At 46.1% G+C, this 22,379-nt stretch carries 16 protein-coding genes; all 16 read left to right on the plus strand.

Going from position 1 to position 22,379, the window contains the following annotated elements:
• Window positions 1-70: 70 nt before the first annotated feature.
• The 16 genes from nuoK (at window position 71) to QP775_RS12165 (ending at window position 22,363) form a co-directional block, all read left to right on the plus strand.
• On the plus strand, window positions 71-382 hold the full coding sequence (gene nuoK / locus QP775_RS12090) for an NADH-quinone oxidoreductase subunit NuoK (RefSeq protein ID WP_239328831.1): 312 nt from the start codon (window positions 71-73) through the stop codon (window positions 380-382).
• A gap of 21 nt (window positions 383-403) precedes the next feature.
• On the plus strand, window positions 404-2,305 hold the full coding sequence (gene nuoL / locus QP775_RS12095; RefSeq protein ID WP_285106273.1) for an NADH-quinone oxidoreductase subunit L: 1,902 nt from the start codon (window positions 404-406) through the stop codon (window positions 2,303-2,305).
• A complete protein-coding gene (locus tag QP775_RS12100; RefSeq protein ID WP_285106276.1) occupies window positions 2,305-3,915 on the plus strand; it encodes a complex I subunit 4 family protein in 1,611 nt (536 codons plus the stop codon). The genes nuoL and QP775_RS12100 overlap by 1 nt, the downstream gene beginning before the upstream one ends.
• A gap of 4 nt (window positions 3,916-3,919) precedes the next feature.
• The gene (locus QP775_RS12105; protein ID WP_285106277.1) at window positions 3,920-5,500 is read left to right on the plus strand and encodes an NADH-quinone oxidoreductase subunit N; all 1,581 of its coding nucleotides are present in this window, start codon (window positions 3,920-3,922) and stop codon (window positions 5,498-5,500) included.
• A 352-nt stretch (window positions 5,501-5,852) separates the two neighbouring features.
• Window positions 5,853-8,705: a S8 family serine peptidase gene (locus tag QP775_RS12110; protein ID WP_285106279.1), complete on the plus strand. Its 2,853-nt coding sequence runs from the start codon at window positions 5,853-5,855 to the stop codon at window positions 8,703-8,705.
• Window positions 8,706-8,804: 99 nt separating this feature from the next.
• On the plus strand, window positions 8,805-9,002 hold the full coding sequence (locus QP775_RS12115; protein ID WP_481857267.1) for a DUF1146 domain-containing protein: 198 nt from the start codon (window positions 8,805-8,807) through the stop codon (window positions 9,000-9,002).
• A 422-nt stretch (window positions 9,003-9,424) separates the two neighbouring features.
• A complete protein-coding gene (murA, locus tag QP775_RS12120; protein ID WP_285106282.1) occupies window positions 9,425-10,759 on the plus strand; it encodes a UDP-N-acetylglucosamine 1-carboxyvinyltransferase in 1,335 nt (444 codons plus the stop codon).
• A gap of 458 nt (window positions 10,760-11,217) precedes the next feature.
• Window positions 11,218-12,408 carry a stage II sporulation protein D gene (spoIID, locus tag QP775_RS12125; protein ID WP_285106284.1) on the plus strand — a complete coding sequence of 397 codons (1,191 nt, stop codon included), beginning with the start codon at window positions 11,218-11,220 and terminating at the stop codon, window positions 12,406-12,408.
• Window positions 12,409-12,492: 84 nt separating this feature from the next.
• Window positions 12,493-13,260 carry a M23 family metallopeptidase gene (locus tag QP775_RS12130; RefSeq protein WP_239328822.1) on the plus strand — a complete coding sequence of 256 codons (768 nt, stop codon included), beginning with the start codon at window positions 12,493-12,495 and terminating at the stop codon, window positions 13,258-13,260.
• A gap of 330 nt (window positions 13,261-13,590) precedes the next feature.
• Entirely contained in the window at window positions 13,591-13,878 is a 288-nt protein-coding gene (gene spoIIID, locus QP775_RS12135; RefSeq protein WP_028543932.1) for a sporulation transcriptional regulator SpoIIID, read from the plus strand.
• A 186-nt stretch (window positions 13,879-14,064) separates the two neighbouring features.
• A complete protein-coding gene (gene mreB, locus QP775_RS12140; protein ID WP_239329203.1) occupies window positions 14,065-15,066 on the plus strand; it encodes a rod shape-determining protein in 1,002 nt (333 codons plus the stop codon).
• Between the two features lie 51 nt (window positions 15,067-15,117).
• Entirely contained in the window at window positions 15,118-15,975 is an 858-nt protein-coding gene (locus QP775_RS12145) for a flagellar hook-basal body protein (protein ID WP_285106288.1), read from the plus strand.
• Window positions 15,976-16,024: 49 nt separating this feature from the next.
• Window positions 16,025-16,861, plus strand: coding sequence for a flagellar hook-basal body protein (locus QP775_RS12150; RefSeq protein WP_285106290.1), 837 nt, complete (start codon window positions 16,025-16,027; stop codon window positions 16,859-16,861).
• Entirely contained in the window at window positions 16,831-17,190 is a 360-nt protein-coding gene (locus tag QP775_RS12155) for a DNA-directed RNA polymerase subunit beta (RefSeq protein WP_285106292.1), read from the plus strand. The genes QP775_RS12150 and QP775_RS12155 overlap by 31 nt, the downstream gene beginning before the upstream one ends.
• Before the next feature lie 557 nt (window positions 17,191-17,747).
• Window positions 17,748-19,001, plus strand: a complete 1,254-nt coding sequence (locus tag QP775_RS12160) for an S-layer homology domain-containing protein (RefSeq protein ID WP_285106294.1) — start codon at window positions 17,748-17,750, stop codon at window positions 18,999-19,001.
• Window positions 19,002-19,525: 524 nt separating this feature from the next.
• Complete coding sequence (locus QP775_RS12165; RefSeq protein WP_285106296.1) at window positions 19,526-22,363, plus strand: DUF5704 domain-containing protein; 2,838 nt, start codon at window positions 19,526-19,528, stop codon at window positions 22,361-22,363.
• Window positions 22,364-22,379 lie beyond the last annotated feature (16 nt).

A 22,379-nucleotide genomic window follows, 5' to 3' on the forward strand; every position in this document is an offset into this window, starting at 1 on the left:
ACCCTGCTCCTGAATCATCATCTTCTGGGCTGCAACAGGTACAAGAGCCTCCGAAAGGAGGCGATTCTAAATGAGCACCATGCTGGCTTCCTTTTTAACACTAGCTGCTATCTTGTTTTGTATCGGTCTGTACGGCGTGTTGACTAAACGAAGTGCAGTCATTGTCCTGCTTTCGATTGAACTGATGCTAAACGCAGTGAACTTAAACTTAGTCGCATTTTCTAAATACGGAGTCGTTCCGAATCTTAAAGGGCAAGTGTTCTCGCTCTTTAACATCGCGATTGCTGCAGCGGAAGCCGCTGTTGGAGTTGCGATCTTGATCGCGTTGTACCGGAACCGTGGCACTGCCAACGTGGACGAATATGACGACTTACGCAGATAACGGATTAGGAGGATACGAGAAATGGAGACCGTCTTTTCGCAATACGCGTGGGCTATTCCAACTATTCCGCTGCTCGCGTTCCTCGTGTTGACGGCACTTGGGCGACAAGTGAAGGGAGCTGCCTCCCTGATTGGCGTCTTGAGTTCGTTAGCCGCGTTAGTACTGTCCGTCCTGGTTCTGACGGAGCGTTGGTCACCTGATGCAGAAGTGTACTCCCGAAGTATCGATTGGGTTAATTTGGGGGAGGTCACACTTAGAGTCGGCTATGAACTGACCAATTTGAATGTATTGATGCTGTTAGTTGTTACGGTAGTTAGTACATTAGTCAACCTATATGCTAAAGGGTATATGGCAGGTGACGACAGACAGCACGTATTTTTTGCTTATATTGCATTATTTACAAGCTCAATGCTTGGTCTCGTAGTCTCACCGAACTTGCTTCAATTGTATATGTTCTGGGAGTTGGTAGGGGCGTGTTCTTTTCTCCTAATCGGCTTCTGGTATGAACGCCCCGCAGCACGGGCAGCAGCCAAGAAAGCTTTTATTGTAACGCGCATCGGGGACGTTGGGCTGCTTGTCGCGATTCTGCTGCTCTTCTGGCAGATGCCAAACCATTCGTTAGACTTCAGTGTCATTCAAACGGTCTTTCAAAGTACAGACTCCCTTGCACAACATGGCATTACTGCCGGTATAGCCACGTGGATCGCTTCGTTAATCTTTATTGGGGCTATGGGGAAATCCGGACAGTTCCCCCTCCATACGTGGCTGCCTGACGCGATGGAAGGACCAACACCAATTTCAGCGTTGATCCATGCCGCAACGATGGTTGCCGCAGGCGTCTATTTGGTGGCACGTACATTTGCGATTTTCCATGTGTCTCCTACAGCGATGGCTATCGTAGCAAGTGTGGGTGGGTTTACAGCTATATTTGCTGCTACGATTGGGCTTGCGCAGCGGGATATAAAGCGAATTCTGGCCTATTCAACAGTTAGCCAGTTAGGTTATATGATGATGGCGCTGGGACTAGGCGCTGTTACAGCAGGTGTGTTTCACCTGTTTACGCATGCGTTCTTTAAGGCTCTATTGTTCCTTGGAGCGGGCAGCGTGATTCATGCAGTACATACGCAGGATATATTCCAGATGGGTGGACTTGGCCGTAAGATGAAAATAACGACGTGGACATTTGCAATCGGGGCCTTGGCGCTTTCCGGCATTCCACCGTTTTCGGGCTTCTGGTCCAAGGATGCTATTCTGGCAGCGGCATGGGAGCAAGACCATAAGCTGCTGTTTGTGATCGGTGTGCTTGCGGCATTCTTTACCGCGTTTTATATGGCACGGTTGTTCTTTGTAGCCTTTACTGGCAAGCCTACAGATGAAAAGATACATCGACAAGCACATGAATCCCCGTGGTCTATGACGATTCCATTGGTCGTTTTAGCTGTGCTGGCTCTTATTGCTGGCTTTGTCTACACGCCATTTAACGGTCAGTTTGGTACTTGGCTGACTGGAGAGCCAACTCAGGATCATGCGAATGTGCTTGTTATGATCATATCGGTTGCGGCAGGTGTCTGCGGTATTTTGCTCGGTTATCTGTTATACCGACCTGGGCAAGCACAACGCAGCGATAGGCTTGAGCAGGCAGCAGCTCCTTTGTTCCGCTTGCTGGAGCGTAAATATTACATTGATGAATTGTATGACTGGCTAATTGTTCGCCCTTTACGTGTTATAGGGAGAGGGCTGGACATGATCGACCGCTTTGTAGTGGACGGAATTGTCCGCTGTATCTCAGCGCTTGTAGATGGATTTGGTAGAACCTCAACACGAGTTCAAAACGGACAGCTTCAAACCTATGGAATCGTGTCCTTATTTGGTTTCGTAGCGCTGGTCTTGCTGATGCTCGCGCTAGGAAGGGGGTTCTGGTAATGGCAGCTCAGATAAGTTCTATCCCATGGTTGTCTTTGTTGACTTTCTCGCCGCTGCTTGGCGTGTTTGTATTGTTACTCATTCCGAAAGAGCGGGTGCTCGCGATTCGGATAATGGGTATAGTGACGACCTTTATCTCGCTAATCATAGCTGTTGCAATTTATGCGGGTTATGATGCATTAAAACAGGGGAACACACTATTGGAGAAGTTCGACTGGATTTCCATTCCATTAAATTTGGATGTGGCAAAGGGTATTCAGTCATGGACATTTGACATTCAATACCACCTGGCTTTAGATGGGTTGTCGCTGCCGCTTGTAGTCATGACCACAATCGTGGCTGCGTTGTCAGCTTTGGCTTCGGTATCTGTTCGTAAACGTCAGAAAACCTATTATATTTTGTTATTGCTGCTGGAAGTAGGCATGCTTGGCGTCTTTATGGCGCGGGACTTACTTTTATTTTTCGCTTTCTTTGAATGGACGCTTGTTCCGACCTTTTTCTTGATCGGGATATGGGGCTTGGCTAATCGAGAGCGGGCTGCCAACCATTTTCTGCTTTATAACGGACTCGGTTCTGCGTTGATGCTTGTTGCCTTTGCCATTCTGGTTGCAACAGCTGGTTTTGATCAGATTACGGACTCAAGCGGCATAGTAAAGTATGTATATAGCAGTGATCTTCATACGATCGTAAACCATTTACAATCATCAGAGGCTGCCGCTAACCTTGGTCACAATCCGTTTTTCTTGTCTGAAGGCTGGCGGATTGGCACGTTTGTGCTGCTGTTGATTGCGTTTGGCATTAAGCTGCCTATATTCCCTTTTCATACTTGGATGCTCAAAGTACATGCGGAAGCACCTACTCCTGTTGTTATGCTTCATTCAGGTGTCTTGCTTAAAATGGGGGCTTACGGTCTCATTCAATTCGGTATTGTACTGCTGCCGCATCAGTTGGCAGATTGGGCAACGGTGTTGGCCATCCTTGGCATTATTAATATCTTATATGGTGCAATTTTGGCCTTTGTCCAAACTGAATTTCGACTTGTGTTAGCTTATTCGAGTATTAGCCATATGGGATTTGTGTTATTCGGGATTGCAGCTATGAATGAAATTGGACTGCAAGGTGCAATCATGCAAATGGTATCCCATGGATTTATTTCGGCCTTGTTTTTCCTGCTCGTAGGCAGTGTGATTGAACGTACTGGAACTACGCGTCTTGATGAACTTGGAGGACTCGCCAAGCGGCTTCCCTTTATTAGCGCTCTGCTATTAATTGCAGGCTTAGCTTCTTTGGGACTCCCCGGTCTATCGGGCTTTCCGGCCGAGTTGTTCTCCTTGCTTGGCCTGTACGGTAAGCTGCCTTGGGCTGCAACGCTTGGTGCGTTTGGTGTGATCCTGAGCGCGGTGTATGTATTGCGCGGGGTATTATCCATCACATTCGGGCCAATAGCCGCACATCATCATGAGCTGAAAGACGCGCGTCTGGTCGAGGCAGTTCCGGCTATCGTATTAACAGCTTGCATCGTACTCATCGGTCTTTTCCCGTCCTTGGTGACAGCACCCGTTGAGTATGGTGTCAGCCAAATTATCGATATGTTCAAGGTAGGGGGCTAATCGTATGAATACTATGACAGTTCAACCCTTACAATGGAGCGAGCTTTCTGCCCTGGCACCGGAACTGACGCTTGTTATTGCAGCAGTTCTGATTTCATTGATCGACCTGTTGCTCCCTCGGCGTATCAATCGAGAATGGATAGGGATCTTGTCGCTGGCAAGTGTGCTGTTCTCCCTCTACTTTGTCGTGTCGACATTGGTAGATCGATATACGCAAGCAGCTGGTGGCAAATCGGTAGGCGCATTGCAATTACTGAATCAGAGTTACCGGGTAGATGATTTTGCTTTGTTTCTAAAGGTCCTTTTTTTGGTCGGCACAGCATTTGTTATTTTGATCAGTATGGGAAGTATGAAGGATGAGGAGCTGCCGCATCGCGGCGAATATTATTATTTGCTTCTTCCTGCTGTGCTCGGCGGCATGATGATGGCATCGTCTGGCGATCTGATTACGTTGTATGTAGGGCTCGAGCTTTTAAGTATTACTTCCTATATTTTAGTGGGGATGAAAAAGAACGACCGTCGGTCTACAGAAGGTGCATTTAAATACGCAGTGCTTGGAAGTGTTGCCTCTGCCTTTATTTTGTATGGCATGTCGTTCTTGTATGGGATGAGCGGCAGCACTAACCTAATTGATATCGCACAGTCTCTAGCAACTCATGTTGCTGCGTTTCAACCGTTAATATACGTTAGCTTCCTGCTGCTTATCGTTGGTCTAGGATTTAAGATTGCAGCTGCTCCATTCCATGCTTGGTCACCTGATGTATATCAGGGCGCACCAACACCAATTACAGCCTTTCTAGCTGTTGTTGCAAAAGGTGCAAGTCTGGCTGTTGTGTTCCGAATTTTATTTAATGTATTTTTCGGACTTGGAGCTGAGACAGACGCAGAAGGCCAGCGTGTATTTTCTATCTACAATGATATCACTATAATGCTGCTGGCTATTGCTGCCCTATCTATGGTGGTAGGGACGACGATGGCTTTAAGACAAAAGAATGTGAAGCGACTATTGGCGTTATCGGGAATTGCAAATGCGGGTTACCTGCTTGTTCCAATCGGTTTAAACATCCTTGGAAATACGATAAACGCCTCGGTATTTAATTCATTTTGGTATTACCTTGCAGCTTATCTATTCACAACGATAGGTGCATTTGCTGTACTAATGGTTGTCAGCCGTGTAGTCGGGCATGAGGAGTTAAAAGGCTTTGCCGGATTGTATCATCGTTCACCGTGGTTAGCCGTCGCTATGACCGTTTTTGTCCTGTCACTGGCAGGGATTCCAGTTACAGCTGGATTCTTCGGAAAGCTCTATATTATTGTCGGGGCGGTCGCTGCTCATTCGATATGGATTACGATCGTGATGATGCTAACTAGCGTGATCTCGTTTTACTTTTACTTCGGGTTTATTCGCCAAATGTATATGAGGCATGGTCAAGAAGGGAAAATAACTGTCGGTGCTCCTCAAGGATCAGTTATTGTCATCTGCGTGCTTTGCGTCCTAGTCTTTGGATTATTTCCGAATGAGGTAATGGGATGGCTGAACATGCTGTTCTCTATTCCAGGCGATCTGTTTACTTTAACACCATAACATCATGATCTCGAACTGCTCTAGCTGCAGCTGCTTAAGGCACCATGATTATCTATGGGCTGCAGACCAAGATGGTTGTGCTTGAATGGGAAATCAGCTGATAAGGCTGATGTGCGGGCGGTTAGGATTCAAGTGCACCCAATAACAGGTATTCGCTAGATCAGGGGCATCTTGATGGGGGAGTATGTTATAATGATACCGGCTTGGGTTCGCTGCTAGACAGCGTCCCAGCCGGTTTTCTATTGTATGTGTAACACAGATTGAGCTAAAGACAGCGAGATTGTGGATATAAGTGTAAATGAAAGAATAAGCAGGATCACCTGACAACCATTTGATACTGGAAGTGAAAGCAATGAACAAACGATGGCGTCGTATCGTCGTTATGCTCTTTGTCGTCACATTAACTTGGACGACATTGATAAGCTGTGGCGCTGTAAGCTCGCAGTATACTGAAGTTTCCATGTCCTCAGCGCATCCTTTGCTTGGGGGAAGCGGAAATGTGACGAGTGAGACCACGGCGACGGAACCGACATCTTGGATTGTAAAATGGAAGCAACCTGGCGTACATGATGAAGCTATTGTGCAGGACAGCATCATCATCAGCACACAAGAACGATTTGGTATCATGGTCATGAAACCTTCTATACATGTCGAGGTAAAAGATTGGCTGAAACGATTTAAGCATAATAAAAGTGTTGAATATATAGAGCCGAACCATCGCGTAAAGTCGCTGTCTGGCGCGGTAGTGCCCAATGACACCAGCTTTCAACAGCAGCATTATTTAAAGCAAATTGGTGCCGATGTTGCTTGGTCCCAGGTCAATAAGAGTCCTAGCATTACGATTGCTTTAGTAGATACAGGCGTTGATATTGATCATCCCGATATTAAAGCGAATTTAATTCCAGGCGTCAATTTATTGGAGCCAGGTCTACCTAAGGATGATAATGGACACGGTACCAATGTAGCAGGTGTTATTGCTGCTATTGGCAATAATGGAAAAGGGACGACCGGCATTACATGGTCAGCGAAAATTTTGCCGATCAAGGCCCTTGATTCGCGTGGATATGGAGACGAAGATAAGCTAGGAGCGGGCATTCTATATGCGGTAGATCACGGGGCAAAAATTGTTGTGATGTCAGTCGGTCTTTATCGTTATTCGAAATACATGCAGGATATCGTCCAATATGCGGAGGACAAGGGTGTACTGCTTGTGGCCGCAACGGGTAATGACGGAACAAGATATCAAGAGAAGGTCGAAGTAAAGTACCCGGCCGCTTACTCTAGCGTGTTGGCAATTGGAGGCAATACACCTCAACTAACCGTTGAGCCACGTTCGAATATTGGTCCTGAGATAGATATTGTTGCTCCATGGCATGTGTATACGACTGCGCTTGGCGGCGGATACAAAAATGCGGAAGGAACTTCGATGGCGGCGCCACAAGTTGCCGGCGTAGCTGCCCTATTGTGGAGCAAATATCCTACATTGAAGCCTCATCAAATTCGGGAACATCTGCGCATGACTGCACAAGATATTCTTACCAAAGGTTGGGATAACAAAAGTGGCTATGGGATGGTACGCGCGGATAAAGCGTTGTTGACGGTTCCTAAGCCAGAAGGATACATCGTCCATCAGGCAAGGAATAAAGCGCGTGTATTCCCGATCGATACGATGAATACAGGTTATCTATCAGATGGACAGCATGGTAACTGGTATCGAGTGGAGGTACCTTATGATGGTACGCTCGACTTGGTGTATCAACGTGTTGCGGGAAATAGCCAAATTCAGGCGGTTCATTATGAAGGAGCCAGCCAAGAGGGTAAACGGTATAGTCCTACTGGGAAGGAGCCTATGTCTCTATCCGTTAAAAAAGGTGTGCATTACATTCGAATAAGTGCTGCACAGGCGACTAAATCCAACCCGATCACTTATAAGCTATCTTCTCGTTTCCGTATTGCAGCAGATCCATTTGAACCAAACGATAAGCAGTATGAAGCTTACGCCTTGCCTGCCCGCAAACAGCAGGTTACGGGTACCTTCAGCCATACAGGGGACAAAGACTGGTTTGAAGTACAAATCCCATCCAGAGGAACATTAACGATCAAAGTCACGACGGATACGGTGAGAATAGATCCGATGGTGGAAGTAGCAGGGCCAGACAATTATGAGCATATCATTGATGATAATACGGAAGGGCAGACGGAGATGTCGGTGCTATCCGATTTGAAGCCGGGCAAATATTATATTCGCATCCAAAATGCAGTAACAGCAAAAGCAGAACCTGTCGCAGGTCAATATACGATGCATCTCGACTTCTTGACGCAGTATACGGACCCGAATGAGCCTAATGATAAAATGTATGAGGCAGTCACCATAACACCAAATACGAATTATACAGGTGTATTTCATTCACATAGCGACAAGGACTGGTTTCAGCTTCAATTGGAAGAGCAGGCGTATATTAATTTCGAGCTTCAGCGTATTCCGAGCAACCGAACTGTAGAAATGAGCGTCTTTAATAAAGAGCAGAAGCTGCTTATATCAGGACGTAATCGCAAGGGCGAATCCAAGCTTGAAGCGGGCATGAAGTTGGAAAAGGGTCCTTATTACATTCGGTTAACCGCTAATGAGAAGTTCGATACCAACTATTATACGCTGCGTGCAACCAAGACGGCGTTGGTTGCAGGCATGCGAGACATTAAGGGGCACTGGGCACAGGAAGCGATTGTAGGTGCAGTCAAGAAGGGCTGGATTAAAGGGTACGCTGATGCCCAATTTGCCCCTAATCGATTTATCACAAGGGCAGAGGCTGCTACTGTTATGGCAAATGCATTTAAGTTAACTGGCAGTGCTGCAAAGCCACCTGCCTTTGCAGATGTGCCGCAGTCTCATTGGGCCTATTCGGCGGTAACCAGAGTAGCGGAAGCACATATCGCAGCTGGTTATGAAACAGGCAGGTTTGCGCCGGCTAGGGATGTCACCCGTGCTGAGACAGGGGTTATGATTGGCAATGCACTTCATCTTGTCGCTCGAATGCCAGCTGAACCACCTTTTGTGGATGTGCTGCTCAGTCACTGGGCAGCGCCAATGCTGGCGGAATTGAAGAAACAGCAATTGATCAAAGGGTATGAAGATGGCTCTTTTGCGCCAAATAGACCCACGACAAGAGCAGAATTTGTAGCCATGCTGTACTCGGTTGCAGGATAGATCTGGAGCAATAGAAGAGTGGAGGAGAAGGAGGCGTGTGCGTTGAATGATTCATTTAACGACATATCGGCAGCGGTAGGGGTAAGTGGCATCGTACAAATGATTGTGACCTTGTGCTGCATCGCGGTAGCGTGGTGGTCACTGCAGCATGTTAAGCTGGACTTGGTGATACGATATCCAAAGAGTGCATCGGGCAAGATGCTGCATTTATTGTTGGCTATCATTTTAGGCCGTGCAGTATCCCTTTTCTTTATAGATTACTGGGGTTGGACACAATCTTTGAAATATTTATTTTAAAGGTGACCGAATCTGGATGTTATGTACGTTGTTTGAACACTGGGTGGAATGGGTTATAAAAGGAAGGCTTACACTGAATTCATGGCTCATCGTCACAATTGTCGAATAACATCGAAGGAAGATGTCAACAATGGATGATAGCCCCATGGAAAATGTGGAATGTTGTTGTCGAAATTAACGCTTGTCCATCTTTGTAAAGGGATGGTATTATTAAGGTCGGGTTAAGATGGCCCATATGGTTTATGAAGAGTAGCTATTATTTTTTGCAAAAGTATGTATGACAAAAGTATGTATGTCCGTATCTCCAGGGAAAAGCAGTCGCTTTTACACAGGAGCACATCAACATGGTGCATCGATTAAAGAAGCTTTTCTTACAGAGCAATAATGTGATGGGGCGGAATAAAAGCGCGGAGGGAAACGTGATGAGCAAATTTATCGTCCGCGGAGGCAAGCGGTTGTCGGGTACGGTTCGAGTTAGCGGTGCCAAAAATGCAGTGCTTCCGATACTCGCAGCTTCGTTATTGGGGGAAGAAGGCGTCAGCGTTATTCATGATGCGCCTCCACTCGAGGATGTAAAGACGATACACCAAGTATTAGAAAAATTAGGTGCAAACCTTACATATGCCAACGAGACCGTACGTATTCAAGCGGAACAGCTTCAGTCTTTTGAAGCTAATTATGAGCTTGTACGTAAGATGAGAGCTTCTTTCTTAGTGATGGGACCTCTGCTCGCTCGTGCAGGTAAGGCGCGCATTTCCTTGCCAGGCGGATGTGCAATCGGCTCAAGACCAATCGATCAGCATTTGAAAGGCTTTGAAGCGATGGGTGCCGAAATTGGACTAGGTCAAGGTTATATTGAAGCGACAGTTAAAGGCCGATTAAAGGGCGCAAAAATTTATTTGGACGTTGCAAGTGTAGGGGCTACCGAGAATATTATGATGGCTGCCACACTCGCAGAAGGCACGACCCTGATTGAGAACGCAGCACGTGAGCCGGAGATCGTTGATTTGGCAAACTATCTGAACAAGATGGGTGCTATCGTTCGCGGTGCTGGAACAGGCGTTATTCGCATCGAAGGTGTAGAACGAATGCACGGTGCTGAGCATACGGTTATCCCTGACCGTGTCGAAGCGGGAACCTATATGGTTGCTGCTGCAATGACAGGTGGGGATGTATATGTGGAAGGTGCGATTGCAGACCACCTAGGTCCGGTTATTGCGAAGATGGAAGAGATGGGTGTCACAATTGTACCGGATGAGAATGGCATACGTGTTATCGCGGATAAGCCGTTAAAGGCGGTTGACGTTAAGACACTCCCTTATCCAGGCTTCCCAACAGATATGCAATCTCAAATGATGGCGTTGCTGCTGGTTGCATCAGGTACGTCGGTGATTACGGAGACGGTGTTTGAGAACCGCTTTATGCACGTCGATGAGTTTAACCTGATGAATGCAAACATTAAGGTAGATGGCCGTTCGGCTATTATTCCAGGCAGCGCAAAGCTGATTGGTGCCAAAGTGTGTGCAACAGATTTGCGTGCTGGCGCTTCGCTCATTTGCGCAGGGCTAGTGGCAGAAGGCACGACTGAAGTTGGCGGAACCCATCATATTGATCGTGGTTATGTACATCTTGCTGAGAAATTGTCTGCGCTCGGTGCTGATATTTGGCGTGTCCACGCAGAGAAAGCCGAAGCAGCTGAGTCTGTCGAGGATATTCCAGAAGTGAAGATGTTTAACGTGCAGCCGACTTGGGCTTAATTGCTTAAAGTGGTGTACACGAACTGAAGATAGAAACAGATGGCCGTTTCCTTAGGGAGACGGTCTTTTTGTGTTTGTTTCATTCAGCTAGCAGATCAAAACAAGGAGATACTGATGCCGCCATTTCAAATCGTACGATACAAAACAGCTCCTCTTACTTTTCTATTACTATATTTATTATCATTTTGTTACAGGGGCGATCCTCTTTTATTACAAATCGAGGACATTTCTTTATATAACGAGCGTGCGAGTAGATTTGTTGCTAGCAGGGTGATGAATGCTGTTACTGATCCGCTTGTTTAATTCTCAATATGTATAAGGAGTATCTGAGAAGTATGTAAAGATAATACGTTCTCTTATTCTAGCGTTCTACCTTCTCCCAACGTTTCATAACATGAAAGTATAGCGGGTGTGGCCGTTCTGATTGGGCATACTGATAGAAACAGGAGGGAGAGCAGATGGAAGTTGAGCAAATAATTGAGGGTGGGAGAAGAAAAGAGCAAGAACACTCCCAGCGTGGATATACAAATAGAGGACGTGAAAGGCGGCAAATGAAGGAGACGCGCTTTTCTCGAGGTTGGTTTCACTTGGCCATGTGGAGTGGATTGCTCATGACCTTTGCTATACTTGCGCCTTTACTGCTGGTATCGAAGGGACACCAGCAGCAAGCGGTGCCAAGTCCGCAGGGCGGGAAGGCGGCGGTATCACTCGCGGCAGAGCCTGCCGATGCGCCGCCGTATGTACGCGTGTACATCTCGGCCACACGCAAAGTGGAGCGTATCGCGCTGGAGCGATACGTGCGCGGCGTCGTCGCCGCAGAAATGCCGGAGCGTTTTGAGCTGGAAGCGCTCAAGGCACAGGCAATTGCCGCCCGCACGTATATCGTGCGCCGTTTGGCACGGGGCGATGTCGGCGGCGCGGCGGGCGGGGCAGACGTCACCGACACTGTTGCCCACCAAGCCTATGTGCCGCTTGCGAAGCTCACGGAACGCCAGCATGACGCGATTGCCAAGCTGAACCGCGCCGTTAACGACACGGCGGGGCTCGTCCTGACCTATAAGGACAAGCCTATCGAGGCTACCTTTTTTTCAACGAGCAACGGGTATACTGAAAATGTGGAAGATTACTGGAATCAGAAGCTTCCCTATTTGCGGAGCGTATCCAGTCCATGGGACAAGAAGCTATCGCCGCGGTTTATGACAACAGTTCGAATGGAAGCTGATGACTTCTTGCAGAAGTTGGGTGTCTCCGTAAATGCAGTGCCTGCCCTTAAGGCGGCGATTTCAAATCGTGACAAGGGAGTTGAATCTTCCGACTCTCTCTCTTCAGCCATTGAACTGCTCTCCGTTACCAAAGGGAAACGAATAGGGGAAGTGCAGGTAGGGACACACACCTTTTCAGGTAGAGAATTTAGAGAAAAGCTAGGGTTAAGTTCATCTGCTATCAGCTGGAAAATGGAAAACGGCAAGATCGTACTTACGACTTATGGTTATGGCCACGGCGTAGGTATGAGTCAGTATGGCGCCCAAGGCATGGCATTGGAGGGGGCGAGTGCAGAACGTATACTAACCTACTATTATCAGGGAGTTAAGTTGACTCCAGTCTCGCGGGTATTAGAGAAGATAGATACGGCTTATGCCAAACGATAGCCAATAGAGATAATCTCAAAAATTAGTAATTGCTTGCGTATAAAAGTGAGAGTCGCGGTAACAATGGTTACTGAGGTGATCACAATGAGTGAACAAAACCAAAACTCTAAGGTTAACAAATCTACGACATCATCTTCGAATACGCCGAACACGCCGGAAGCTTCAAAACTAGCAGGAGCTCAAGCGGTTCCAACTTCGGGATGGAGAAAGCTGTTGTCTAAGAAGTGGGCATTCCCTGCTTTGTATGTAGCCGCAGCAGCCATTATTTTAACGTTAGTCTGGGTCTATCAAGGCTCCAACTTGCAACCGCTGCAGACTAGCGGCACCAAGACACAAGTAGAAACGACGCAAGGCACAGACGCTGCAGCAGGAACACAAGAAGATGTGAAAGCTGTTGTATCTAACAATGAAACGCTTGGTTGGCCAGTAGAGGATGTACAAGGTGTCGACGTCGTTATGGGATTTTTTGATGCCGCAGCTTCCAAAGAAGATCAACAACGTGCGGTAGTAGAATACAAGCAGACTTTTACGCCGAACTCCGGCATTGATCTGGCACGTAAAGACCAGAAGCCGTTTGAAGTGCTTGCTGCGATGAGTGGAACGGTTACACGAGCCGAACAACATCCTATGATGGGAAATGTTGTGGAGATCGATCATGGTAATGGCATGAAGACCGTATATCAAAGCGTAGCGGAATTAAAGGTTAAAAAAGGCGATGCAGTGAAAAAAGGCGCAGCAATTGCTTCCGCTGGGCGTAGTGAAATGGAGAAGGACCTGGGCGTTCATGTTCATTTTGAAGTATTTGATGGAACGACCCCAGTTAATCCATCCAGCTTGCTGGCGAAAAATTAATTTATATCTCAAAAAGGCGGGAGCATAAGCTTCCGTCTTTTTTTGTTGTTGGGGCATAAGTGAAGTTAGCAGAAGTCCATGAAAGCAACTCAGCATCCAGATCTCAACCCCCTGACTCAGCGTTTCAGCGAAGTTAAACAGAGGTCTCATTCTTAAGAAATAGCTCAAAGTGCTGTTCTATAAGCATTTTTCCTTCCTTTTCTGCGATTCACAAAGTGTTTGTTGTGAAAATAATCGGTGCGGTCAAGCTTGTCAGGCTTGGTTATAAAGCATAAGTGGGCAGACCCCTCATATAATGTACCAAACTAATCCGAGTAGGGAGGCGGGAACGTGCACGATTACATCAAGGAACGGACTATCAAAATCGGCCGCTGTATTGTCGAAACCAAGCATACGGTTCGCACCATAGCCAAAGAGTTCGGCGTGTCGAAAAGCACGGTGCATAAAGATTTGACCGAGCGGCTTCCGGAGATCAATCCGGACCTCGCGGATCAGGTTAAGCACATTCTCGAATACCACAAATCCGTGCGTCATTTGCGTGGAGGAGAGGCCACCAAGATCAAGTACAAAAAGACGAGCACAAAGAAACGCGAGGTGCTCACTGCAGGCAAATCATAGCCTTCCTCACATGCGCAAACGTTAGCCCTAAATAATCGTTCCGAGATTGTCGTATACGTTCTTAATCTTTCATTGAACCGAGAGCTGGAAATGTGCTATGTTAAGGAATGAGTGTACATTTTGCAGGAATTGGTCGGAATTCATCGTATTTTAGTAGAAATAATTATTGTGGAGGCTCTCGAACCTATGTTTAGCAAGGATATCGGAATCGACTTGGGAACGGCGAACGTTCTGATTCATGTGAAAGGAAAGGGGGTTGTCTTAAACGAGCCGTCAGTAGTCGCAATCGAGAGCGATTCGAAACGTGTACTGGCGGTTGGTGAAGATGCGCGTAAGATGGTAGGGCGTACCCCAGGCAACATCGTGCCAATCCGTCCGTTGAAGGACGGCGTTATCGCAGACTTCGAGATTACCGAAGCCATGCTGAGATATTTTATTAACCATGTCGGCGGCCGCAAATGGTATTCGCACCCGCGCATCTTAATTTGCGCGCCGACTAACATCACTTCAGTCGAACAAAAGGCGATTCGAGAAGCAGCAGAAAAGAGCGGCGCTAAGGAAGTCTTCCTTGAGGAAGAGCCTAAAGCAGCCGCTATTGGCGCGGGCATGGATATATTCCAACCAAGCGGCAATATGGTCGTGGATATCGGCGGCGGAACGACCGATGTCGCAGTGCTTTCTATGGGTGATATCGTAACAGCTTCATCTATCAAAGTAGCTGGCGATACATTCGATGCCTCCATCATGAGATATATTAAACATAAGTATAAGTTGTTAATTGGGGAGCGGACTTCCGAAGATATCAAGATTAATATTGGTACCGTTCGTCCAGGCGGAGGACAGCGCGAGATGGACATTCGCGGCCGCGATATGGTATCTGGCCTGCCGTACACAGTAACCATTACATCCAACGAGGTGCGTGAAGCGCTATGGGATCCGATATCTTCTATAGTAGCTGCTGCCAAGTCGGTGCTGGAACGTACACCGCCAGAGCTGTCCGCGGATATTATTGATCGTGGTGTTATTTTGACAGGCGGCGGCGCCATGATGGATGGCTTGGATGAGCTGATGGCAGAAGAATTGAAGGTTCCTGTTCTAATTGCAGAAGATCCAATGCATTGCGTCGTGAAGGGTACAGGAATCATGCTTGATAATTTAGATAAAGTTGTAAAGAAATCGTTCGGATAAGCCGATATATAGGAATAGAATCTGATATCGGGAATCCGGGAGGAACGGCATATGTTAAGAGGGTTATATACAGCCGCTTCAGGCATGTTGACGCAGCAGCGTCGTCATGACACGGTTACAAATAACGTCACCAACATGAATACACCAGGCTTTAAGGCTGTGAATAGCGTGCAGCGCTCATTTCCAGAGATGATGATTGCTCTTATGGGCAATGATGCTGCTGCCGGACAACAGATTGGCAAGATCAATACAGGCGTATTTGGCGAAGAGAGCCGTCTAGTATTTACCCAAGGGGACTTGATGCAGACCAATCAGATGGGCGATTTTGCGCTAGTATCGAATATTCAGGTGCCAGGTGTGGCATTTGATGCATCAGGCAAATCTATCGATGCTCAAGGTAATGTTACTTATAAGCCAGAGGCTTTCTTTACAGTACGTGCAGGTGAAGAAGTACGTTATACACGCGACGGACATTTTCAACTGAACGCGAACAACGAGCTGATTACGGCTGACGGCTCACTAGTAATGAACCGTAATAATACACCAATTGTGTTAAACAACATTAACTTGTTTGATGTTAAGGCTGATGGTACTGGTCAGTTGTTTAACGCTCGAACAGGGGCAGCACTGGGACAAGCATTATCGATCACACGTATCGATAATCCAAACGATCTTGTTCGTGCTGGTGAAGGACAGTTCCGTCTGCAGGATGGAGCACAAGCAGGTGCGCCTGCAGCAATTGGGGATGCCAGAGTGGAGCAAGGCTACTTGGAACGTTCGAACGTAGACCCTGCACAGTCGATGGTTGACTTGAACATTGCTTTTCGTGCTTATGAAGCTAATCAGAAAATAATCCAATTCTACGATAAGACGTTGGACAAGACGGTAAATGAGGTAGGGCGGGTCTAGTACCTGTTATGCTTATTTACGCCAATTATAAGGAGGCTAGCCGTAACACATGAACAATTCTATTATTGCTGCATCGGTATCGATGAGCGGGCTGCAACGTAAATTGGACGTCATTGCTGACAACGTCGCCAACGTGGATACACGAGGATTTAAGCGTAAGACAGCGAGCTTTGCTGATGTCCTGACGAATGCTCAACAGCAAAATCGCGACTTCAAGCTTCCGGGCAGAGCTACTCCGCTTGGATTTACAAATGGTTATGGTTCCATGATGACAGGCATCGGACTCGATTTTAGCCAAGGTTCTTTGCTTACGACTAACGTGCCAACTGATCTTGCGATCGAGGGTAATGGTTTGTTTGAAGTGAGAACACCTGAGGGGACCGCATTTGTGCGTGAAGGCGATTTCCACATGGTGCCTACGAATACAGGCGAAGCCCTACTGACGACACGGACAGGAGCAGTTGTTACTTCGACGGATGACTCGGATATCCGTATTCGTGTACAGGAAGGCTACCAGATGAAGATTGATGCTGCTGGTCGAGTATATGAAGTAAAGCCAAGCACCAATGAGCAGATTCTTGTTGGGACTTTGAAGCTTGTACAAGCCATTAAGCCTGAACTGTTGCAGAAGATTGACAATAATATGTATGTAATCCCACCAACAGTGGACCGTAATACTGTCTTACAAACATTGGACTTGACGAATATTCCGCCAGATGGTAAGGTGCCATTGACGGTTCGTCAAGGTGTGCTGGAAAGTTCGAACGTCTCGCTAGGTGATGAGATGTCCGAATTGATTCAAGCTCAGCGCGCCTATCAGATGTCCGCTCGTGCATTGTCTTCGGGAGACGCAATGTGGGGACTCGCGAACAGCATGAGGGGTTAAGCGAAGCAGGTGATCGTGGTATGAGTTATGATGAACAGGAAGCATTTCCGAATCAACGGTTGAGTCGATCTGATCGCACTCGTTCTACGAGTACGGGTCAGCAAGAAGATGACAATCATTTGTCTTCTAATAATTCTGATTGGGAGAAGGCTGGTAAGAAGTCTTCTGCCATGAAGTGGGTATTTCGGTTGCTGATCACACCGATGCTCTGTATTCTTACCGCATATGCAGGTATGGTCATCGGATTGGTCGTACTTGGCCACGGTACAGTTGCCGAAGCGTTGAACTTTAGTACGTGGACACATTTGTTCCGTTTAGTATTTGGATAATTATAATACGATTGTCGGGAAGCACCCGCGATACAGAATCTATTCTGTTTCGGGTGCTTTTTTTGCGTTCATCACAGGAGTGATCTGTTGGATATGATATATTTAGGGGGATATTGATCAACTTTCTCCAAATAAAAGGCACTCTGCTATAGCAAGATGTGCTGTTTTTTGCTTCTGATGTTTATCCGCTGCTTTTATTTCCACTTTTGTTATTAGGTAGACTACCTTGCTTTCTTTTATACACTCCGTAGAAGATTTATTGCAGATCTAGTTCTTGTTCTATCAATAATATAGTCCAATAGCTGTATTCATTGCTTTTTTGTGATGTCTATTATTCTTGTATGTTGTTGTGTGACGATAACGCATCATGTAGGAGCTTAGCGTGAAATACATGTTGTATTACCTATGATTAGTAGAATATTGGGTAGTTGGCTGTCTGACGTTTGAGTGGTAATCGATCTTTGGTCATATTGTTTGGAATTCCATGTGACAATACGTCACGTTATGGGGTTGCGTTTATATGAAGTTTACTTTTATACGAAAAGAGGCCTGATGAAATGAGGAAGTATGGGTGGTTGTTAGTGTGTCTTGTGACAGTCTGCGGTGGCATTAGTGGTGCGGCAGCCTTTGCAGCGTCTGATGTGACCGAAGTGTCTAAGATGCCTGGAAAAGGTCACTTTAAGGATGTGCCAGATCATCATTGGGCAAGTGGGGCAATTACAATTGCCGCTGCTAAAGGATACGTGAGCGGATATCCGGATGGAGGTTTTAGACCGAATGAAAAGATCACAAGGGCGGAATTTATTAAAATGGCAGCAGTTGCGCTCCAACTGGAGGTGAAAGCGCCTACGGGGGAAGAATGGTATGTACCCTATGTGGAAGCGGCAGGTGGCGCCAAGCTGACAGGGGAAACAAAATGGTCAGCAAGAGAATGGAACCAGCCAATGACTCGTTTCGAGATGGCGAGCACAGCTGCAAGGGCGATTGGTGAACGTACTTCAGACGATGGAAAGTGGATGTATCTAGCGGCAAAGAGAGGGCTTATCACCGGTAAGGACCAGAAAGGGACGCTTGGCGTAAAGGACACAACTAATCGAGCTCAGGCTGTCACTATTATCGAGCGTATGCTAACCGTTAAGAGCGGTGGCAAGTTGTCTGCCGATAAGTATGCTGTATCCAGTGCTGAATTAGCATGGCACGGTACGAACATTTTTACGATTATGCCAGAGATATTCACGACACCCGCCAGTCAATATGCAGGTAAGACGATTGAAGAGTTATGGAGAAAGGATAAGATGGTCATCGACTCTGTTGATGGGAAATATCGTGGCCAATTGGATGCGTTAGTGGCGATAGATCTCGAAGATCCACATGATCCTAACCTGGCACTGCTTCCAGATGTACGCAAATTGAAGTGGTTTAACAATGACACATCACGTAACGATCTGATGGTGCATAAGTGGAGGAAGAGCTACATTTTGTACTACAAAGGACATGAGGTATATAACAAGGATACGAAAATGTACGCTAAAGAGAAGTATGTGCCTTTTTTGCTACGAGGATTTAGCTCTCCGGATATGGAAGGCTATTTTAATGGGGTATTAAATATGCCATCTGGGGTATACAGGGAGCGACTCGGAGATATTCCTGCTTTCATTATCCCTAAGAAAGTAGGTTTACAAAATGGCCATCTTTCTATTGCTATTCATACGCCAGCATATTCTCGATCTGGTTACAAGTCAAACGAACTCCTTACGGTAGAAGGACCTTTAAGTAAACCTATTTTAAAGGAGGTTAGTGGGACAAAGTGAGGAATATTGATATTAAATTAACAACTGTATTGTTAAGTAGCATTATTTTCATATGCCTTCTTACAATTTCTGAAACCTCTTTTTCAGCTTCCGAGTACTCGCTTCCTGCTAAAAAAATAGTATATGATGTGGATTCACAAAATATTATAGCTGGCCATCAAGATGTATTTTCTAAATTCAAAACATTAAAAACTAAAATGTTAAATGAAGTTGTTGGTACGGGTAAGAAAATAACTAGGATTGAGTTTTATAAAGACAATATAAATATAAAGACTCTGAATGTAAACGCACAGAAGTTTAATGGAGTTATCTCATTTAATGGAGAACAAGTACCTGTTGTATCGTCCAGAAATGATGGTAATGGTACATGGTTTGCATGGCAACGGTATGCTTTAGGGGGATACAACAATCACTGGTACCCAGGAGTTGGAGAATACAAATCACTTAATGGAGATCCAGAAAGCCAGGTATCAAGCAAAAGATGCAAGCCTGTACCAGAGTGGGAGGATGTAAGAGGTAACAGGATGGATAAATACCCTGGCTGTTATATTCAACTTAGTAAAACGTATGCCCGCCAGAAACCATTTGTAAATAAGAATTACAAAATGAATTTTCCAACAACTGTAATAGAAGATAACATATCAATGCTTTCGAGTCTAAATACATGGAAAAAAGACGAAAACCCACTAATTGATTGGAGACAAAAGGTTATCTCCCCAACCATCTCTGGATATACTGACAAGTCCACTCAAATCATTGGCTTCGAAGTCAAGGACCTCAACGGAGCAACCGTTACATTTACACAAAAGTATGACCATGTAGGCTACAAGTATGATCTGCCTGCCACTGGGGCAGCGATGATGTTTTTCTTTGCAGCTTATACATATGATATTCACTCTTACACTTACCGCTATCCTGATCTTATGAAGGTTTTTTATATAGATGAGGACAATACTGGATGCCCGCCTGGTCATAATTGTAATCCTGCAGATACTAAATGCTCAGCACCTATACCTTCTGGTAAAGAGATACGGGCTGAACAGATGAACCCCGCTGCAACGGGTTCGATTCAAGCGGATCAGGTCTTTGATGTGTCGCGTGGGATTCCTACTTCAGAAACGCTGCGTACTAACGTGCTTGCATCACACTATTTGTTTAAGCACAAATTTGTTGAAATGACAGGAACATGTCAGGCACAGGTAGAAGTACGAAAGACGTATGTATTGCATTGGGACCCAGGGAAACCAGGCCCTTTAAGTCCTGACGGTCAGCCAGGTCCAAGCTTGCCTAGTCCTCAGCGCATGGATTACCGTGCCCTTGAGTTGATTGAAGTCCAGCGCAGATATAGCTATTGGGTCATAGATAATCTAGAAGTATATGATATGGATCGCGCTGAGGTTGGTAACTATGCTTTGCCGGGTGAGAAGGTCACTTTAATTCCACGTTCCTATGTTCCAGTTAATATTGAAGCGAAGGTTTATGAGACTTTTGAGGAGCATGCATATTTGCCTGATTTTAATAAAGTGATTGAACTTCCTAGTCAGCATATCAATTATGGTGGCAAGACGCCTCCTCTGGCTCCAAATGAAGTAAATACATTGTTTGTTCGGGAGGCTGAGCAACGCATACCTCAGATGAAGGTTCATAATGATCAGCTTTTGTTAAATGGACATTCGTTAATGAATGGAGCGTTATATGAGGAGAGAACACCTACGCCGCAGGTTATTCCGCAAGCCGCGACGATTGGCCCGAATGTGCTAAATCAGAATGAGCTGCGCATCGAAAGCCATAAGCCTAATGTGCAGCACGCACCTAGTGAGGGAACCATCTTCTATACACTAAACACAGGTATACGTGCAGGATCTGATAAGGAATTTGCTATTGCACATATTAATCCGGTTACTGTGCATACCCCTACTGTCATGTATGCCTCAATTTCTGACGATAAGTCACACAATCAGAAAACAACCCCAAATGCTGCGCGGGCAGCGCTCGTTTTGAACCGTTCATTTGTTATAGCACTTCCTACTACAGGCAAGCATGTCAATTATCCTGGCTATGGACATCGCGATTATGCAAAATACATCCGTGACAAGCAAGTTTATTTCCCATTTGACGTATATACAAGTGATGGAACCTACGTACCTAAACACACTTGGCTCAGTATACCTGTTCTTGATACAACCGCGACGTTTCACTTGCCTGTATGGGTAGATGAGGGGAATTACGCGGTCTCCTACCGTGCAGTTGCTGAAAATGCACCTCAACAATCGACAAATCAACCCTATGCCAATACAGAACTGAGCAACCATGTGGCTGTGGATACGATCGAAGTTGAAGTGATCGGGCGTGTGTATGACTTTCGGATAAGCGACGTTATGGATTTGAACTGGGAACAAGTTTTTCGTGTCGGGAAAGGGAGTAAGGAACATTCTGGTTCCTATTACTGGACGGGGCTAAATGACTTGAATGGTGCTGTGCGGGGAAATAACCTGCCCTATCGGCTGCCAATAGCTCCTGGGAGTCATCCTGCTGCTGGCTTTCAGCGTGTGGCGATAAAGACAGGGTACGCCTTCAAATTTGACCTGAAAACGATGGGCAATATGTTTGGTTCCCAGGACAGTGTGCGCATTAAGCCGACCTTCTATTTCACGGATCGTCATGGGCGAAAGCGCCAGCCAGTTGATGTGTATTATCATACGGACAAGAAATTATTTGTTCGAATTGGATCTTCGGAGGATACATTACAGCGTACAGTCGCTCTAAATACTAGGCTTCGCAACGTGTCTGAACCACTAATACGCAGAACAGCAGAAGCTTATTTTGAATTATTCGCTTCAACATTGTCAATATCCAAGCAGGCATATGTGCAGAAATGGCTGAAGAGCGCCCTTCAGGAGACTCCTGTTGGGGGATACAGTCACATTCAGCTCCCTTATCAATTGCGGACATTTATAGGTCCCGGTGCACATGAAGTTCCTTATATAGTAGATGCCGCGCGTGCCGCGGGTGCTGTTCAGCAATGGTACGGAGAATATAATGTACCTGCCAAATTGTATATCGTGCCAAAGGGGTTTGCGCTTAAACAGCAATTTCGTTTCGATGAGCAATCATCCTTCTTTTTAAGGGATGGCTATCTCATCGTTCAATTTAACATTGAGACGATTAGAGACGGTAACACAGTTCAGCCTCATTTACAATATATACACGCCCCGCTTACTAATCAGTGGAGACGCGAAGGGTTTTCAAGTAAACATCAGGCACCAGATGGAACTGTGTTCGAACTTCGTGATGGAGATGTTGTATTCTATCATGCTGATCAATCTAAACATGCTGATTATCATTCTAGCGGCACGCATTAATACATTCTAATATGTA

The organism is Paenibacillus sp. UMB4589-SE434, from assembly GCF_030226685.1.
Taxonomy (GTDB): domain Bacteria; phylum Bacillota; class Bacilli; order Paenibacillales; family Paenibacillaceae; genus Paenibacillus_B.

Coding starts and splice junctions, on each gene's coding strand:
- QP775_RS12150 (WP_285106290.1), top strand. CDS start 16,025: ATGAACAATTCTATTATTGCTGCATCGGTATCGATGAGCGGGCTGCAA.
- QP775_RS12165 (WP_285106296.1), top strand. CDS start 19,526: ATGGATAAATACCCTGGCTGTTATATTCAACTTAGTAAAACGTATGCC.
- QP775_RS12115 (WP_481857267.1), top strand. CDS start 8,805: ATGATTGTGACCTTGTGCTGCATCGCGGTAGCGTGGTGGTCACTGCAG.
- QP775_RS12100 (WP_285106276.1), top strand. CDS start 2,305: ATGGCAGCTCAGATAAGTTCTATCCCATGGTTGTCTTTGTTGACTTTC.
- nuoK (WP_239328831.1), top strand. CDS start 71: ATGAGCACCATGCTGGCTTCCTTTTTAACACTAGCTGCTATCTTGTTT.
- mreB (WP_239329203.1), top strand. CDS start 14,065: ATGTTTAGCAAGGATATCGGAATCGACTTGGGAACGGCGAACGTTCTG.
- murA (WP_285106282.1), top strand. CDS start 9,425: ATGAGCAAATTTATCGTCCGCGGAGGCAAGCGGTTGTCGGGTACGGTT.
- spoIID (WP_285106284.1), top strand. CDS start 11,218: ATGGAAGTTGAGCAAATAATTGAGGGTGGGAGAAGAAAAGAGCAAGAA.
- QP775_RS12130 (WP_239328822.1), top strand. CDS start 12,493: ATGAGTGAACAAAACCAAAACTCTAAGGTTAACAAATCTACGACATCA.
- QP775_RS12160 (WP_285106294.1), top strand. CDS start 17,748: ATGAGGAAGTATGGGTGGTTGTTAGTGTGTCTTGTGACAGTCTGCGGT.
- nuoL (WP_285106273.1), top strand. CDS start 404: ATGGAGACCGTCTTTTCGCAATACGCGTGGGCTATTCCAACTATTCCG.
- QP775_RS12145 (WP_285106288.1), top strand. CDS start 15,118: ATGTTAAGAGGGTTATATACAGCCGCTTCAGGCATGTTGACGCAGCAG.
- QP775_RS12105 (WP_285106277.1), top strand. CDS start 3,920: ATGAATACTATGACAGTTCAACCCTTACAATGGAGCGAGCTTTCTGCC.
- QP775_RS12110 (WP_285106279.1), top strand. CDS start 5,853: ATGAACAAACGATGGCGTCGTATCGTCGTTATGCTCTTTGTCGTCACA.